Source organism: Tardiphaga sp., from assembly GCF_028290495.1.
In the GTDB taxonomy this organism is placed as follows: domain Bacteria; phylum Pseudomonadota; class Alphaproteobacteria; order Rhizobiales; family Xanthobacteraceae; genus Tardiphaga.
In genome coordinates, this window is sequence record NZ_JAQGJT010000180.1 from 1 (window position 1) to 13182 (window position 13182).

Annotated in this window: 12 protein-coding genes and 1 pseudogene; 7 read left to right on the forward strand and 6 right to left on the reverse strand. The window is 62.9% G+C overall.

What is annotated here, in order from left to right:
* A partial coding sequence (locus JWQ24_RS26650) for a phosphoribosylaminoimidazolesuccinocarboxamide synthase (RefSeq protein ID WP_299815004.1) occupies positions 1-454 on the reverse strand: 454 nt, incomplete at its 3' end.
* Between the two features lie 328 nt (positions 455-782).
* Between JWQ24_RS26650 and JWQ24_RS26655 the strand changes: the two genes are divergently transcribed.
* Positions 783-1106, forward strand: coding sequence for a DUF1476 domain-containing protein (locus JWQ24_RS26655; protein ID WP_299815007.1), 324 nt, complete (start codon positions 783-785; stop codon positions 1104-1106).
* A 120-nt stretch (positions 1107-1226) separates the two neighbouring features.
* Here the strand turns inward: JWQ24_RS26655 and JWQ24_RS26660 are convergent, their stop codons facing one another.
* On the reverse strand, positions 1227-2249 hold the full coding sequence (locus JWQ24_RS26660; protein ID WP_299815010.1) for an LLM class flavin-dependent oxidoreductase: 1023 nt from the start codon (positions 2247-2249) through the stop codon (positions 1227-1229).
* 555 nt (positions 2250-2804) lie between these two features.
* Here JWQ24_RS26660 and JWQ24_RS26665 point away from each other — a divergent pair.
* Entirely contained in the window at positions 2805-3116 is a 312-nt protein-coding gene (locus JWQ24_RS26665; protein WP_299815012.1) for a DUF1272 domain-containing protein, read from the forward strand.
* A gap of 186 nt (positions 3117-3302) precedes the next feature.
* Here the strand turns inward: JWQ24_RS26665 and cynS are convergent, their stop codons facing one another.
* The gene (gene cynS, locus JWQ24_RS26670; RefSeq protein ID WP_299815015.1) at positions 3303-3791 is read right to left on the reverse strand and encodes a cyanase; all 489 of its coding nucleotides are present in this window, start codon (positions 3789-3791) and stop codon (positions 3303-3305) included.
* A gap of 101 nt (positions 3792-3892) precedes the next feature.
* On the opposite strand from cynS, the pseudogene JWQ24_RS26675 reads away from it, so the two are divergent.
* The 3 genes and pseudogenes from JWQ24_RS26675 to JWQ24_RS26685 form a co-directional block, all read left to right on the forward strand.
* Positions 3893-4264, forward strand: a pseudogene (locus JWQ24_RS26675) (histidine kinase); the annotation flags it as partial.
* A 240-nt stretch (positions 4265-4504) separates the two neighbouring features.
* The gene (locus JWQ24_RS26680; RefSeq protein WP_299815018.1) at positions 4505-5197 is read left to right on the forward strand and encodes a hypothetical protein; all 693 of its coding nucleotides are present in this window, start codon (positions 4505-4507) and stop codon (positions 5195-5197) included.
* A gap of 368 nt (positions 5198-5565) precedes the next feature.
* Entirely contained in the window at positions 5566-5700 is a 135-nt protein-coding gene (locus JWQ24_RS26685; RefSeq protein WP_299815021.1) for a hypothetical protein, read from the forward strand.
* A gap of 95 nt (positions 5701-5795) precedes the next feature.
* Here JWQ24_RS26685 and JWQ24_RS26690 read toward each other — a convergent pair whose 3' ends face one another.
* From JWQ24_RS26690 to JWQ24_RS26700, 3 genes are all read right to left on the reverse strand, one after another.
* A complete protein-coding gene (locus JWQ24_RS26690) occupies positions 5796-7739 on the reverse strand; it encodes a hypothetical protein (protein WP_299815024.1) in 1944 nt (647 codons plus the stop codon).
* A 124-nt stretch (positions 7740-7863) separates the two neighbouring features.
* The gene (locus JWQ24_RS26695) at positions 7864-8685 is read right to left on the reverse strand and encodes an isocitrate lyase/phosphoenolpyruvate mutase family protein (protein WP_299815027.1); all 822 of its coding nucleotides are present in this window, start codon (positions 8683-8685) and stop codon (positions 7864-7866) included.
* A 47-nt stretch (positions 8686-8732) separates the two neighbouring features.
* Positions 8733-9947 (reverse strand): TrmJ/YjtD family RNA methyltransferase, encoded by a 1215-nt coding sequence (locus tag JWQ24_RS26700; RefSeq protein ID WP_299815030.1) that lies wholly within the window; start codon positions 9945-9947, stop codon positions 8733-8735.
* A 276-nt stretch (positions 9948-10223) separates the two neighbouring features.
* Here JWQ24_RS26700 and JWQ24_RS26705 point away from each other — a divergent pair, with 276 nt between their 5' ends.
* Both JWQ24_RS26705 and JWQ24_RS26710 read left to right on the forward strand, forming a co-directional pair.
* Positions 10224-11954 carry an alpha/beta fold hydrolase gene (locus tag JWQ24_RS26705; RefSeq protein ID WP_299815033.1) on the forward strand — a complete coding sequence of 577 codons (1731 nt, stop codon included), beginning with the start codon at positions 10224-10226 and terminating at the stop codon, positions 11952-11954.
* Positions 11955-12070: 116 nt separating this feature from the next.
* A partial coding sequence (locus JWQ24_RS26710; protein WP_299815036.1) for an NADP-dependent isocitrate dehydrogenase occupies positions 12071-13182 on the forward strand: 1112 nt, incomplete at its 3' end.

Sequence of the window (13182 nt, forward strand, 5' to 3'; positions counted from 1 at the left end):
TGATGTCGTCGATTTCCTGCGGCGTGGCCCAGCCGAACGCGGTGATGTGCTCTTCCGAGACCATCGGGTCGTTGAGCTGGTCGTTCTTGTAATAGAACTCGATGATCGAGCGCGGCAGCTGGGTGCCTTCCTCGATGCCGAGCCGCTGCGACAGGGAACCCGCCGCGACGTTACGCACCACGACTTCCAGCGGCACGATCTCGACTTCGCGAATCAATTGTTCGCGCATGTTGAGGCGGCGGATGAAGTGGGTGGGGACGCCGATGTCGTTCAGATGCTGGAACAGGTATTCCGAGATCCGGTTGTTGAGGACGCCCTTGCCCTCGATCACCTGATGCTTCTTGGCATTGAACGCGGTCGCGTCGTCCTTGAAGTGCTGAATCAGCGTGCCCGGCTCGGGGCCCTCATACAGGACCTTGCCTTTGCCTTCATAAATGCGACGTCGACGGCTCATGGGGATGTACCGTGTGTTGTTGAAATCCATGGGAATGGTGTGCTCCGAGTAGAGGATCGACCCACGACGGAGCTGCCGTGACGGCCAGGAACCGGATGGAGAACGGGACTGGAAACGAAACAAGAACCGGGCCTGCCGGCAACCTAGCCGATCGCTCCCGCCGACACAATCCGCAGCGGCCACAGTGCACGGGTTTTACCGTCCCGCATTTGCCGTACCTGCGACCTTGCGCCCGTTGTGAGCGCTGCCCGCCGTCTCTATCTAGGGACTGGGCCGGCATTCACAACGCCTGACGCCGTTACCTTTCTCCATCGAACGGACCTTAACCATGTCATCATTCGACAAGCGCGGCGACGCCTTCGAGAACAAGTTTGCGCTCGATGAAAGCCTGAAATTCAAGGCCGAGGCCCGCCGCAACAAGCTGCTCGGCCTGTGGACCGCCGAACAACTCGGCGTCACCGGCGACGCTGCGGCGGCCTATGCCAAGGAAGTGGTCGCCGCCGATTTCGAGGAAGCCGGCGACGGCGACGTGGTGCGCAAGGTGCTGGGCGACCTGACCGCCAAGGGCATCGCCGCCACCGAGGCCTCGATTCGCGTCAAGATGGACGAGCTGATGGCGCAGGCCATCGCGCAGGTGAAGGCCGGGACTTAGACGACGGCCCCCTCCCCCTGAGGAGGCGCCCTTGCGCCGTCTCGAAGGGCGAGGGCTGTTCATCCCCCGTGGTTCGAGAGCGCGCCAACAGGCGCGCTCTCACCATGAGGGGTCGGCGCCTCAGCGCCAGCCCAGCGCCGGCGCGACGTGCTTCAGGATCGCCTCGATCACGTGCGCGTTGTAGTCGACGCCGAGCTGGTTCGGCACCGTCAGCAGCAGCGTGTCGGCTTCCGCAATCCCCTCGTCGCCGCGCAGCTGTTCGATCAGCACCTCCGGCTCCGCCGCGAAACTGCGGCCGAAGATCGCGCGCTCGGCGCCGCCGAGATAGCCGACCTTGTCGCTGTCCTTACCGTCGCTGCCGAAATACGCGCGGTCCATGTCGTTCATCAGCGCGAAGATGCTGCGCGACACCGAGACGCGCGGCGTGCGCGTGTGCCCCGCCGCCTTCCACGCGTCGCGATACAGCCGGATCTGCTCGGCCTGCTGCACATGGAACGGCTTGCCGTTTTCGTCGATCTTCAAGGTCGAGCTCTGCAGGTTCATGCCGTGCTTGGCCGCCCACTCCGCCGTCGCATTGGTCGAGGCGCCCCACCAGATGCGCTCGCGCAAACCTTCCGCATGTGGCTCGAGCCGCAGAAGGCCGGGCGGATTGGGAAACATCGGCGACGGGTTCGGCTGCGCAAAGCCTTTGCCTTCGAGCACGTCGAGAAACACCTCGGTGTGGTGCCGCGCCATGTCGGCGTCCGTCATGCCCTCGGGCGGCGCGTAGCCGAAATGGCGGTAGCCGTCGATCACCTGCTCCGGCGAGCCGCGGGAGATGCCGAGCTGCAGCCGGCCACCTGAAATGAGGTCGGCGGAGCCTGCATCCTCCGCCATGTAGAGCGGGTTCTCGTAGCGCATGTCGATCACGGCGGTGCCGATCTCGATCTTTTGGGTGCGCGCGCCGACCGCCGCCAGCAGCGGAAACGGCGAGGCCAGCTGCCGCGCGAAATGATGCACCCGGAAATACGCGCCGTCGGCCCCCAATTGCTCGGCCGCGACGGCGAGATCGATCGATTGCAGCAGCGCATCGGCCGCCGAGCGGGTCTGCGACTGCGACGACGGGGTCCAGTGGCCAAAGGAGAGGAAGCCGATGTTTTTCATGAGAAGGGGTGCTCGGGGGATGGAGGCGGGTGTGACCTCCTATCTAGGCGCAAATTGCCGCGGGAACATAGGCGCTTTGGAAACGCAGCGTTTCCGGATGGCGATGCTCACCGCAAGGGGCCATCGTGTGCCGGACGCCAACCTCTCCATTGTCGTTCCCGACCGCTGCACCAAACGGCGCACGCCGAGCCGGGACCCATAGCCTCCGTCCTCCCGAAGGCGTGCAGGTGTCAGCCGTTCCGCCGCCTCGCAACTGCGGAGCGCATGGGTCCCCCCGTTCGCGGGGGCGGCAGCTTGGCGCGCCGACGCCCCGCGTCACGCCCGCGTTGCCTTTGGCTGCCGACGCCAACAAACAAAACCCGCATGTCGCTTCGCATGCCGGTTACGCTTGCTGAACCGATGCGGGGAGATCGATCATGACCGAATAGCGTTTCGACAGCATCCGGGACGCCCTGGAGACCTCACCGGCCGAGGCCGCCCCCATGAAAGCGCGCTCTGGCCTGATGATCGCCATCCGCGATGTCGTCAACGACCGCCGACCCAAGGAGACCCACAATGGCGCTGGAGCTTCGACCGAACTGCGAGTATTGCGACAAGGATCTGCCGCCGGCGGCCACTGACGCACGGATATGCACGTTCGAATGCACGTTCTGCGCGGCGTGCGTCGAGGGCAAACTATACAACGTCTGCCCGAATTGCGGCGGCGGATTTGCACCGCGGCCGATCCGGCCGGCCACCGCATGGCGCCCCGGGCTGTCCGTCGCTACAAGGCCGGGGTCGGTGACGCGGCGGCGGCTGAACTACAGTCTCGACGATATCGCCGCGCTGTCGGCGCAGGTGCGGGATATCGCGCCGGAGGATCGCTGAGGCCACCACATAGCGCGGAGCAGCGGTCCTTTCTTCCTTCTCCCCTTGTGGGAGAAGGTGGCGCGGACGAAGTCCGCGTCGGATGAGGGGTAAGAGCGCGGCACGCCCCCTCACCCGTCTTCGCTTTGCGAAGCCACCCTCTCCCACAAGGGGAGAGGGAAGAGTCTGCGGCGCCTGTGTTGCCCCCTACTCCTCCTTGAACCCATACTCCTGGTTATTCCCCGTAGCCCCATAGTACTTGTACGGCAGGAATTTGCCGGACATCGTGATCTGCACGCGGTCGCCCTTCGGGTTGGGCAGGCGCGCCATCACCATGTCGAAGTCGATCGCCGACATGATGCCATCGCCGAATTCCTCCTCGATCAGCGCCTTCCACGCCGGGCCGTTCACCATCACCATCTCGTAGAAGCGATAGATCAGGGGATCGGTCGGCGGCATCTGGACGTTCTCCGCGCGCATCGGCACCTCGTTGAGCATCGCGATCTCGCTCTTCGTGAGCCCGAACAGTTCGCCGGCGGCGGCGGCCTGCGGTTTTGTCAGTTTCATGTTGCCGAGGATCGCGCCGATGATCAGCACCTCGGAATGGCCGCCGATCTTCTCGCAGATGTGCTTCCAGCTCCACTCGTTGTCGCGCTTGATGTCGAGCAGTCTTTCGGTGAGGTCGGAACGGATCATGGTAGTTCTCCTGGGCTATGGAATTCGGGGGTTGCGAGGTCAGCGCGTGAAGCTGAGGCGTCGGCGCTACGGCGTCAATGCCGAGGGCAAGACCACCTTCGTCGGAAGGCGGTGCGCGGCGGCTGTCGCGTTACGACTGGCCCGGCAATGTCCGAGAACTGCAGAACGTCATCGAGCGCGCCGCGATCCTGGCGCAGAACGGGCACTTGCGCATCGACCTGCCCGACGCGCCGGGGGTGCATGTATCGGCGGGGGCCGGCCGCGCGAAGGCTGAGGCGAAGCCGGCGGTGATGACGTCGGCCGACATGCGTGATTTCGAGCGCGGAAACATCGTCGCGGCACTGACTGCCTGCAACGGCAAGGTCTTCGGCCCCGGCGGCGCGGCGGATATGCTTGATCTCAAGCCGACCACACTGGCGTCAAGGGTGAAGGCGTTGGAGATTACGGGGGCACGGGGAAGAGTGGGCGCGTAAGCCCAACACTGTCATTCCCCGACACGCCAATTGGCGTGTCTGAGGATGCGCTTCGAGCGGCGGAGCCGCTCGGAGTGCAGACCCGGAACCTCGAGATGTTCATCGTCTCATCTCGGGGTTCCGGGTTCGCTCGCGCTGGCGCGCTCACGCCCCGGAAGCACCGCCGCGGCCCGCTTGCGTTTTCCCGATATAGGCATATATTCCATCATTCGATCGGGCCGCGGCCAAAAGGGAGTCAGCATGCCCTATCCTCTCGTTCCCCTGTTCACCCCCAACATTCGCGTCATCGCCTCCTCCGTGGAGCGGCTGGCGCCGGCTGCGGTGGATGACGGACCGCCGCCGGTTCCGGGCGGCCGCCCCAAGGGCTCGAAGCGATTGCACACCAATGCCACGGTCGCTTCGGTGCGCCGCCTGATCGAGCAGACTACGCTGACCTACAAGCAGATCGCGGCGAAGACCGGCGCCAGCCATGGCACCGTCGGGCGCTGGGCCCGTGAGGGCGGCTGGCAGCGTCACCCGTTTGCGCCGCGGGCCTCTGACACCGTGCCGACCGCGCGTGCCGGCCGCAGGCTCAAGCTGCGCATGCTCGGGGCGAGGCTGCATCTGCTAGCCGAGCGCTGCGTCCAGGAGCTGTGGGAGAACCCCTCGGTCGATCTCGACCGGCTGATCGAGGCCATGCAGGTGCTGCAAATGGCGCGGCTCTACGTCAAGGGCCGTGGCCGGCCCGGCAAGCCCGGTCCGGCGCCGCGCACCGGGCAGGAGTGGGACGACCGCGACACCGCGATCCGCCGCGCGCTGACGCAGATGCGCTACGGCGGCGTCAGGATCGACCGCATCCCCAACGCCGCGATGGCGCTGCTGGAAGACGCCCATACGCCGCCGGAGCGGGATCATCCGGCGCTGCGGCCAAGGGGCCCGCGGCGGAGGCGATAGGCGTCGTGCGAAGGCGAACCCATCTTCTACCGTACCGAGGATGGTAGGGATGCGTGGCAGATGCAGCCGGTGGAGGGCAGGACTGACCCAAGCGCGAATTACGCGGCTGTTCTACACCGCCCCGCAAAAAATCACACAGCATCTGCTCGCCATCTATGAGCAGAGCGAACTGGCACTGGAAGCAACTTGTAAGCCATCCTTACAGGTTCGGCTGAAAGGAGAACGAGAAATTCGACGGACCGCACTCCTCTGAAGTTCAGGGCTGCCACCGCCGCCGCCCGACCGATGAGGAATCGCGCTGCGCAGCACAAACCCTCAGCCGCGACGAAGCGCTGCGCGCCGCCCTGAAAGAAATGTGCCGAGGCGGCATGGATCTGGCGGCGGAGCGGCAGGAGGCGATGGATATGCAGGTCGACACGAAACCGCCGGTGGAGGACCCCACCGGCGCTGCGACCGCGCGGCAGGCGGCGGTGAGTGAGAGCGAAGGCCCATGTAGCGAATAGCCCGCACAAGGGCAGCAATATGCACGAGGGGCGTAAAAAGTGCCCGTTAGCATTTGACCTCACACACTCGGACTCAGCTTTTTCATCATGTTCTACTATTCGAACCGCTCGTCACGCCTGCTGTCCCATTCATCTTCCCATTTTCGCATTCGAGTAGCTTCCTCCATCAATTTAGGTCGGATTTGTTCGACAAAATTCGCGATGGATGGGTCATCTGAGCCACTAAAACGATCAAGCAGCCCAAAGCGCGATTCTAAGATCGCTGCACGCGAACCCGACCAACTTCTTGGAGAAAATCGATCTACGAACTTTTCCAAAACAGCCACGGGATTTGGAGCCCGCTTCAGCATTTCAATTGCAAGATCGGTCCACTCAGCGTTCGCGCCTCTAGGTACGGCTTGATACGAAACAGCGCGAGATAGAGCGATATATCGCTGAGCAGGTCTCTCATCACACCACAAAAAAAGATCGTTAGTCGCAATACCATCCAGCGGATTAGGCCAAAAATCCGAGGGGTCATCAAAATCATCGACGCCTAAGTCAACGCCTTCTTCGTCTTCTTCAACCGCCCCAAAGAATACATCGAGAGCAATTTTCGGCTGAACCTGAAAAACACAACGGAGCAACTGTTCATGATTAAATGCACGAAAAGTGTAATCCACAAATCCAAGCTTTATTTTTTCGCAAAGCAGTCGCGTCGCTGACTCACCCTCTACACCCGGCAAACAAGAGCTGGCGATGGCCTTTAGGTGATGATCGCGCATGCTCTCACGATCGCTGAAGACAGGAAATGAAAGCAGATCACGGCCCGCTTCAATAAGCTCAGGCGGATTATTTTTGCTTTGGTCAGAGTCTAAATGTAACCGCATCCATAGAATATCACACGCTATACCATATCCGTGTTCTTGCTTTGCAAGCGACCCAACAATTGTTCGCAGGTCGTCGCCACTTATGGAATCGGAAGAGCTCCCATGTCCTAAAGAACGGAATGCGCCAACTCGCGCTTTTCCCAAAGTCACGGCACGTATCAATCGCTTAGCACCTGCCGCAGATACCTTAATGGAAGCCTGTAAAACGGGGAACCAGGCGCCGAGTGTCTGGTGCCCTAGCGCTTCTTCGAGAACATCCTCGCAAAGCTGATAATCAAGTGCGGAAACCGCACGCGTCTGCGAGGCGATCAGGTCAGATGCCATGCCCATCGGCTGCGGAGACGGGTTGTCATTCATGTCGGTATAAATCACCGACGCTGGATCTAACGGAATCTGACCGACCCGCGTGTCAAATAGCGCCTGTACGAGACGTGTCTTTCCAACACCAGATAATCCTGTAAGCCGGACAACACCGCGAATTCCACGCAAGCAATCGCGAATACGATCGATACCCTGCGCAACGTCGAAGCCTTTATCGTCTACAATGCCAGCGTGCAATCGCACCTTATCGTCAACCAAATACTCGTCTTGAACACCGTTGGGGGACGCCGCCCATGAAGCATAAGCTTGCCAACCAGATATCCCGCGACCAGTTTTTTGCCTAACCCACATGGCCAGCCCCGGATGGCCCCGGATCCAGGTCGCAAGGCGGTTCCGATCATAGAAATCAAGGTGAACCCCGGCATGCCCGGCTTTGTCGGCCACGGCGGACCGCATAGCCTCTATTCTAGCGCTCAACGCTGAATCTGAAGTGTCGGATCCCGAACTGACGATTATGTATGATCCGCCTTCATCGATCAGATTACTGATCGATGCCCTCAATTGTCCTGACGGACGCATTTCGGAACCGATCAATCCAGGTGTAAAGTCGGTCTTCTTGACCTGAAATCCGATGCTTTTCCTTGGGATGAAACCGCCGGGAACGGCGCCATCTTCGATTCTAATACGAACATCTATTCCTCCATCTGCTGCACTCTGATTACCTCCCCAGGTAACAGCTGATGTTGATAGTTCGTGCGAACGTAATTGGGCTTCGCACAGCAAACCAACGAGGCTACGCAAATCCTCATCGTTTAGTTCCGCGACATGATTTCCATCAATAGCAAACATGCCCGTAAGGTATGCGATTGCTCCTTACCGGGTCAAACTAGTGGATCGAAATATCCACTATCCAAAGCACGGGACCAGGATCATACAGCAATGCTCTGCTCCACTACTCCCGGAATGACAGTTCTCACTTCCCCGAAAACAGCCGGTTGAGCTCTGTCCCCTTCGCCGCTCCCGCGAACTCAGTGAACGTGCCCTGCTCCGCGATCTCCTTCGTCGCGCGCATGAACCCCGCCCATGCCGTGCGGGCCAGTGCGCCGCCGACGCTGATGCGGCGGACACCGAGGTCGGCGAGGCCCTGTACCGTCATCGAGGGCTGTACGATCAGCACGTTGACCGGCAGGGGATGCACCGCCTTGACCACCGCGGCGATATCCTCCGGCTTGTAGATGCCGGGCGCATAGAGGCAGTCGGCGCCGGCGTCGGCGAAGGCTGCAAGCCGGGCGATCGTCTTGCCCAGATCGCGCTCACCCACCAGAAAACCTTCGCAGCGCGCCACCAGCATGCAGGCGGGATCGACAGCGTCGATGGCCGCGCGGGCGGCCCTGATGCGTTGGACCGCAAGGCGGTCATCGTACAGCGGCTGCTCTGGCTTTCCCGTGGAATTCTCGATCGACAAAGCGGCGATGCCTGTGCCGACGGCGCGGCTGACGTTGGCTGCGACGCCTGCGGGATCGTCGGCAAAGCCAGCCTCAAAATCCGCATTAACCGGAAGATCAACAGAAGCGCACAGCGTCGTCAGGTGATCGATCACGTCGTCACAAGTGACGTGGTTGTCGGCGCGGCCGGTCGACCACGCATAGCCCGAGCTGGTCGAGGCCAGCGCCTTGAAGCCGGCGTGCTGCAAATAGCGCGCGGAGCCCGCGTCCCAGGGATTGGGCAGCACGAAGCAGCCCTGCTCGTGCAGCTTGCGAAATTGCGCGCGCTTGTCCGCGGTGCTGGTCGCCATCGTCGCCTCCCGGTTTCGCCGCCGCGTTAAGCCGCGGCTTGCCGGGACTATGCCTCGCCGGGCATCGTTCCGGCCAGCGCTGTTTCCAGCCGCGCCAGCACGGCGTCGAGATCGCCGGTCACTTCATCGGTTCGCATGGCGACGACGCGATAGCCGCGCTCCTGCAGCCAGACGGTCCGCGCGGCGCGATCGGTGACGATAATGTCGGTCTCGTCGGCATTGACCAACTCGATCGCGGTTCTCTGCGGGAACGAGACGAAATCCGGGATGTGGCGGCCGACCGGGGTCTGGCGCTTGAACTGGCCCGCAAAGCGGCGATCGGTGCGCAGCGCTTCCCACAGGATCCGCTCGGCGTCGGTCGGGTTACGGCGCAGCAGGCGCGCCAGCCCGCGCACCGTGCCGCTTTCATGGGGTGCTGCGCCCTGGCCGTGTTCGGCGAGCAACGCGCGCAGGCGCGTGGCCTGTTCGCCGTCCAGCACGCCGCCCTTGGCGGGGCCCTTGCGGCCCTCGGCGATCGCCATCACCACGCCGTGCAGCGTGTGCATGTCCTGCTTGGTCGGGTCCATCCGCGAGAAGATGTTGCGCAGGTTGACCAGCATGGTCTCGCGCTTCTCCTCCGGGCGCAGAAACTCCACCTTGTCGAGTTCGCGCACCAGGTTGTCGAAGAAGGCGTGCATCTGGTGCTGCGACGCCGGCTCGGAGCGTTCCGGCATCGCGTAAGGCAGCGCGTTGGAAGTCGCCTGCTTGAACCATTCGTAGCCACACAGCAGCACGGCCTGGGCGAGGTTGAGCGACGCGAAGCCCGGATTGACCGGAAAGGTGATGATGCGGTTGGCCAGCGCCACCTCTTCATTCAGCAGGCCGTAACGCTCGCGGCCGAACATGATGGCGGCGGTGGCGCCTGTCGCGATATGGGCGATGGTCTCGCTGGCCGCGGCTTCGGGGGCGACCACCGGCTTGGCCTGGTCGTGCGCGCGCGCGGTGGTGGCGAACAGCAGCGTGCAGTCGGCGACGGCCTCCTCCACGGTATCGAACAATTCGGCCTTGTCGAGGATGTGATCGGCGCCGGAGGCGGCGCGGCGCGCCTGCACGTTCGGCCAGCCGTCGCGCGGCTTGACGAGGCGCAGCCGGGTCAGCCCGAAATTGCCCATCGCGCGCGCGGCCATGCCGATGTTCTCGCCGAGCTGCGGCTCGACCAGCACGACGACGGGGCCGGCGATCTCGAGCATCGGCTTGCTTTGGTCGGTGCCTGAACCGGACATCTCACTTCACTTTCTGATTCAACATCTCAACGTCTTGAATCACCTGTTGAAGGTTTTGATTCAACACCTCATCCTGTCTGTGCCTGTTCCCTCATCCCCGCCATTTTATCAAGCAAAATGATGGGCTTGGTGCGGTTCGCGGAGACATTTAAGAAACCGCTTCACAACCTCGCGCCGTCTATTTGCTTTCGCTTGGCTTTCGCATATCAGTCAAAACAACAATTAAAACGAACCCGTTACCGGGCAATCCGGTACGGGAATGGGGAGGCGACCACGATGCGCGCACGTTGGACATTGGCGATTGCAGGCGCTGTCCTGATGCTGGCCGGCGGGTTGCTGGCGCATCTGACCCAGACCGCGGGCGGCATCAAGATCCAGGATATCCGTTTCAAGGGCGCGAAGGGCAACACCATGAGCGCCCTGCTCTACGTCCCCGCCAACGCCACTGCGCAGACCCCGGCCCCCGGCATCCTTGCGGTGCATGGCTACATCAATTCGCGCGAGACCCAGGACGGCTTCGCGATCGAATTCGCCCGCCGCGGCTATGTGGTGCTGGCGATCGACCAGACCGGCCACGGCTACAGCGACGGCCCGGCCTTCTCGAACGGCTTCGGCGGGCCGGACGGGCTGACCTATCTGCGCAGCCTCGACATGGTCGACAAGGCCAATATCGGGCTCGAGGGCCACTCGATGGGCGGCTGGACGATCCTGTCGGCGGCCACGGCGATGCCCGACGCCTACAAGGCCATGGTGCTGGAAGGCTCCTCCACCGGCAAACCGTTCGCTGCCGACGGCACGCCGACCTGGCCGCGCAACCTCGCTCTGGTGTTCGCCAGGTACGAGGAATTTTCGACCCTGATGTGGGGCGTGCCGAAGGCCCGGGACGTGGTCACCAGCCCGAAACTGTGGGCGCTGTTCGGCGCCACCGCCGCGGTCGAGCCCGGCAAGATCTATGGCGACATCGCGCAAGGCATCGCGCGGGTGCTCTACACGCCGGCGATGACCCATCCGGCCGAGCACATTTCCCATGAGGCGATCGGCCATGCGCTGGACTGGTTCGGCAAGACCTTGACGGGCGGCACGCCATTGCCCGCGTCCGACCAGATCTGGTTTCGCAAGGAGATCGGCACCGGCATCGCCCTCCTCGGCTTCGTCGCCTTCCTGATCGGCATGTTCGACGGGCTGCTGGAGGCCAGAATGTTTTCCCGGCTGATCCTGCCGGAGCCGGTCGACGGCACGCAGCCTGCGGAGACTCCGGTCCATCGCGGCCGCTGGCTGCTGGCCCTGACCCTGTCGGCACTGATCCCGGCGCTGACCTATTACCCGGCGTTCTCGCTGGCCGGCGCCTGGCTCAAGCCGTCCGCCTGGCTGCCGCAGGGAATCACCAACCAGATCGTGGTCTGGGCACTGATCAATGCCGTCTTCGCGCTGGCCCTGATGCCGTTCGCGCCGAAGCGGGCGCGCCGCCGCGGCACCGTCGGCCTGTCGATCGCCATCGCGCTCGCCACCCTTGTCTGCGGCTATCTGGCGCTTTGGCTGACGGATCTCGTCTTCAAGGTCGATTTCCGGTTCTGGATCGTGGCGCTGAAGCTGCTGAGCCCGAAACAGGCTGTCATGGCGCTGATCTATCTGGCGCCGCTGACCCTGTTTTTCGTGATCGCGCTGCATGTCATGCACCGCAATTTCAGCACGCTGTCGGCCAGCCGGCCGGCGCTATACCTGACCAACATGGTGGCGCTGGCCGGCGGCTTCGCGGTGCTGCTGGGCGTGCAATATGGCGCGCTGTGGCTGGGCGGCCAGCTGATCGACCCGGCGCCCGCCGTGCTGACCTCGATGGCGCTGAACACCATCGTGGCGATCCAGTTTCTGCCCTTGCTGGCCATCGTGGCGGTGATCGCCACCTTCACCTGGCGTCGCACCGGCTCGAGCCTGCCCGGCGCCCTGATCTGCGCGTTGCTGGTGAGCTGGTATGCGGTGGCCGGGACGGCGACGCAGGCCGCGTTCTGAGCCAAAATTTGAGCGGAATCTGCATAGCGCCTTGGCTTTCGCCGGGTGCGGCGCGGTGCTATAGCCCCCTCACATCATCCTGTCCTCCCGCAACGCTCTCAAAGGCCCGATTTCCCATGGCAAAAATCAAGGTAGCGAATCCCGTCGTCGAACTCGATGGCGATGAGATGACCAGGATCATATGGCAGTACATCAAGGACAAGCTGATTCATCCCTTCCTTGACGTCGACCTGCAATATTACGACCTCGGGATGGAATACCGCGACAAGACCGACGATCAGGTCACGATCGATGCGGCCCACGCGATCAAGAAGGTCGGCGTCGGCGTGAAGTGCGCCACCATCACCCCGGACGAAGCCCGCGTGAAGGAATTCGGCCTCAAGCAGATGTGGAAGTCGCCGAACGGCACCATCCGCAACATCCTCGGCGGCGTGATCTTCCGCGAGCCGATCATCTGCAAGAACGTGCCCCGTCTGGTCCCCGGCTGGACCAAGCCGATCATCATCGGCCGCCATGCCTTCGGCGACCAGTACCGCGCCACCGATTTCAAGTTCCCCGGCAAGGGCACCTTGACCATGAAGTTCGTCGGCGAAGACGGCTCCGTGATCGAGCGCGAAGTGTTCCAGTCGCCCGGCGCCGGCGTCGCGCTGGCGATGTACAACCTCGACGATTCGATCCGCGATTTCGCCCGGGCGTCGCTGAACTACGGCCTGTCGCGCGGCGTGCCGGTGTACCTGTCGACCAAGAACACCATCCTCAAGGTCTATGACGGCCGCTTCAAGGACATCTTCGAGGAGATCTTCGAGGCCGAGTTCAAGGCCAAGTTCGAAGCCGCGAAAATCACCTACGAGCATCGCCTGATCGACGACATGGTGGCTGCCGCCATGAAGTGGTCCGGCGGATACGTCTGGGCCTGCAAGAACTACGACGGCGACGTGCAGTCCGACACCGTGGCGCAGGGCTACGGCTCGCTGGGCCTGATGACCTCGGTGCTGCTGACGCCGGACGGCTCGGTGGTGGAAGCCGAAGCCGCCCACGGTACCGTGACGCGCCACTACCGCGAGCACCAGAAGGGCAAGGAGACCTCGACCAACTCCATCGCCTCGATCTTCGCCTGGACCCAGGGTCTGGCCCACCGCGCCAAGCTCGACAACAATGCCGAGCTGGCGAAGTTCTCCAAGACGCTGGAGAAGGTCTGCGTCGACACCGTCGAAGCCGGCTACATGAC